We start from the raw sequence: 3,333 nt of genomic DNA on the forward strand, positions 1-3,333 counted from the left end.
CCGCGCCTGGGCCGGGCCGCCGAGGCGTGCTTCCGTGCCGCGCTGGAGGCGCTGCCTCGCCTGGGCGTGAGCCCCGGCCTGGTCGGCGAGGTGGCCGCGTTCGCCGACCGGCACGTGACCGCCGGCCGCTCCCCGGCCGCCGACCTGATGGATCTCACATCGACACGACGCGTCACGACCTGGCTGAACGACGAGGACGGGCATGAGTGATTTCAAGGAACGCATCGCGGCCGAGCTCATCGCGGTGCGCGACCGATCGCTGACCTATACCGAGGCCGACGACGACCTGCTGGTTCACCAGCATTCGCCGCTGATGTCGCCGCTGGTGTGGGACCTGGCGCACGTGGGCAACTACGAGGAGCTCTGGGTGCTGCGCGAGGCCGCGGGCATCGATCCGCTCCGCCCCGAGATCGACGACATCTACGACGCGTTCAAGACCCCGCGCAAGGATCGCCCGAGCCTGCCCATCCTTGGCCCGGCCGAGGCCCGCCGCTACATCGAGGGCGTGCGCGGGCGGGTGCTCGACGTCCTCGACACCGTCGACCTGGACGGTCCCGACCCGCTGCACCGCGACGGCTTCGTGTTCGGCCTGGTGATCCAGCACGAGCATCAGCACGACGAGACCATGCTCGCCACCCTGCAACTGTCCGGGCAGCCCGGCCTGGTGCGCGACGGCGACCTGCCCCCGGGCCGGAGCGCCGGCCCCGAGGAGGTGTTCGTGGCCGCGGGCCCCTTCGAGATGGGCACCGACACCCTGCCGTGGGCCTACGACAACGAACGGCGCGCCCACCAGGTGCAACTGCCCGCCTACTGGATCGACCGGCTCCCCGTCGGCAACCGCGCCTACGCGGCCTTCATCGAGGACGGCGGCTACGACGACCCGCGCTGGTGGTCGGCGGAGGGCCGGCAGTGGAGGCAGCGGAGCAGCGCCACCGCCCCCCTGTTCTGGACCAGGGACGGCGGCGCCTGGTGGCGCACCCGCTTCGGCCGCACTGAGCCCGTCCCGATGGACGAGCCGGTCCAGCACGTCTGCTGGTACGAGGCCGACGCCTACGCCCGCTGGGCGGGCAAGCGGCTGCCCACCGAGGCCGAGTGGGAGAAGGCCTGCGGCTGGGACCCGAGCACCGTGAAGGCGCGCAGATACCCATGGGGTGAGGAGGCCCCCGGCCCCGACCGGGCCAACCTCGGCCACCGCGCCGCCCACCCCGCGCCGCTGGGCGCCTACCCGGCGGGTGCCAGCGCGTACGGGGCCGAGCAGATGGTGGGAGACGTGTGGGAGTGGACCGACTCCTGGTTCCAGCCCTACCCCGGCTTCCGCAGCTTCCCCTACAAGGAATACAGCGAGGTGTTCTTCGGCCGCGAATACCGGGTGCTGCGCGGCGGCTCCTGGGCGGCCGACCCGGCGGCGGTGCGGACCACGTTCCGAAACTGGGACTACCCGATCCGCCGGCAGATCTTCACCGGCTTCCGCTGCGCCCGTTCGGAGCTGGTCTGAGGTGTGCAGGCACGCGGCCTGGCTGGGCGCGCCCCGCCCGCTCACCTGGCTCATCCACGAGCCCGAGCACGGCCTGCTCAAGCAGTCCTACGCGCCACGGCGCCAGCGGTACGGCCTGGTCAACGCCGACGGCTATGGCATGGGCTGGTACGACCACGGGCGCGCCGAGCCGGTGCGGTACCGCCGTTCCGTGCCCATGTGGACCGACGCCAATCTCCCCGCGCTCGCGCAGGTCGCCCGCTCGACCTGCCTGCTGGCCGCCGTGCGCTCCGCCACCGTGGGCATGCCGATCGAGGAGAGCGCCACGGCGCCGTTCGCCGATCGGGGATGGCTGCTCAGCCACAACGGGCGCGTCACCAGGGACGCGCTGCGGGATCTCGCCGACGATCTGCCCGACCGGGCGGAGAGCGCGTGCGACTCCGCCTGGGTCGCCGCCGCCGTGTTCCTGCGCGGGCGCGCCGGGCTCGGCCTGGGCGACGCGCTGACCGAGGTCGTGGTCCGCGCCGGGGAGAAGGACCCCGTCGCGCGCCTCAACCTGCTCGCCTGCGACAGCGCGTCGATCGCCGCGACCGTCTGGGGCGACACGCTCTTCTACCACCGACACCACGACGGGGTGCTCGTGGCCAGCGAGCCGCTCGACGACCTGCCCGGCTGGCAGGCCGTTCCCGAGCGCAGCCTGCTGACCGCCACCCACGACGACGTACGCGTCCAGCCGTTGTGAACTCACCCAGGAGGCCCCGTGCCCGTCAGCCAGCCGACCGACCACGTGACCAACCATCTTGACCGCGACTACCTGCGCCAGGCGCTCGAACACGACGTCACGACAGGGCTCACGTCGTCGCCCAAGTGGCTGCCGCCCAAGTGGTTCTACGACGCCGCGGGCAGCGAGTTGTTCTCCCGTATCACCCGGTTGCCCGAGTACTACCCGACCCGGTGCGAGCTCGCCATCCTGCGGGCGCGCGCCGCCGAACTGGCGGCGGCCTGCGGTGCCGACACGCTGGTCGAACTGGGCTCCGGCACCAGCGCGAAGACCGTGCTGCTGCTGGAGGCGCTCGCCGCGGTGGGCACGCTGCGCGCCTACACGCCGGTGGACGTGGACGCGGTCACCCTCGCGGCGGCGGCGCGGCGGCTGTCCGGGCGTTTCCCGGGGTTGGACGTGCGGGCGGTGTGCGCCGACTTCGAGCGCCATCTGGCCTTGCTGCCCCGCACCGGGCGGCGGATGGTGGCCTTCCTCGGCGGCACGATCGGCAACCTCGAACCGGCCGCCCGCGCGGTGTTCCTGAAAGAGCTGCGGGCCACGCTCCGGCCGGGCGACACCTTCCTCCTCGGGGCCGACCTGGTGAAGGACACCAGGCGGCTGGTCACGGCCTACGACGACCCGGCCGGGGTGACGGCCGCCTTCAACAGGAACGTGCTGCGGGTGATCAACCGGGAGCTGGAGGCGGACTTCGAACCGGAGGCGTTCGCGCACGTCGCGCTCTACGACGAGCGCCACGACTGGATCGAGATGCGCCTGCGGGCGAGCCGGGACATGCGGGTGCGGATCGGAGCGCTCGGGCTGTCCGTGGACTTCGCGCAGGGGGAGGAGATGCGTACCGAGATCAGCGCCAAGTTCCGGCCGGAGGGGCTGCGGGAGGAGCTCGTCGCCGCGGGTTTCCAGGTGCGTCGCCGCTACACCGATCCTGCCGGGGACTTCACGCTGGTCCTGGCCGGGGCATGACCGCCGGTCCCGGCCCCGGCCCCGGCTCCGGGCGCACCGGAGACGGGGCCGGGACCGGTTCCGAGCCGGCAGGGCGCGGGGCCGGGAACGGGCGGGTGGCGCGGATCGCGGAGGCGTG

The 3,333-nt window shown here is 73.1% G+C and carries 3 protein-coding genes and 1 pseudogene; all 4 read left to right on the forward strand.

Annotation, left to right across the window (positions count from 1 at the left end; translation table 11 throughout):
- A pseudogene (locus DQW85_RS25610) lies at positions 1-210 on the forward strand (ergothioneine biosynthesis glutamate--cysteine ligase EgtA); the annotation flags it as partial.
- Positions 203-1,495, forward strand: coding sequence for an ergothioneine biosynthesis protein EgtB (egtB, locus tag DQW85_RS25615; protein ID WP_113702519.1), 1,293 nt, complete (start codon positions 203-205; stop codon positions 1,493-1,495). The pseudogene DQW85_RS25610 and the gene egtB, both read left to right, overlap by 8 nt.
- Position 1,496: 1 nt before the next feature.
- Positions 1,497-2,216, forward strand: a complete 720-nt coding sequence (gene egtC / locus DQW85_RS25620) for an ergothioneine biosynthesis protein EgtC (protein ID WP_113702520.1) — start codon at positions 1,497-1,499, stop codon at positions 2,214-2,216.
- Between the two features lie 18 nt (positions 2,217-2,234).
- Positions 2,235-3,215 carry an L-histidine N(alpha)-methyltransferase gene (egtD, locus tag DQW85_RS25625; protein WP_113702521.1) on the forward strand — a complete coding sequence of 327 codons (981 nt, stop codon included), beginning with the start codon at positions 2,235-2,237 and terminating at the stop codon, positions 3,213-3,215.
- The last annotated feature ends 118 nt before the right edge of the window (positions 3,216-3,333 follow it).

The sequence above is a fragment of the Nonomuraea lactucae genome (assembly GCF_003313395.1).
GTDB lineage: Bacteria > Actinomycetota > Actinomycetes > Streptosporangiales > Streptosporangiaceae > Nonomuraea > Nonomuraea lactucae.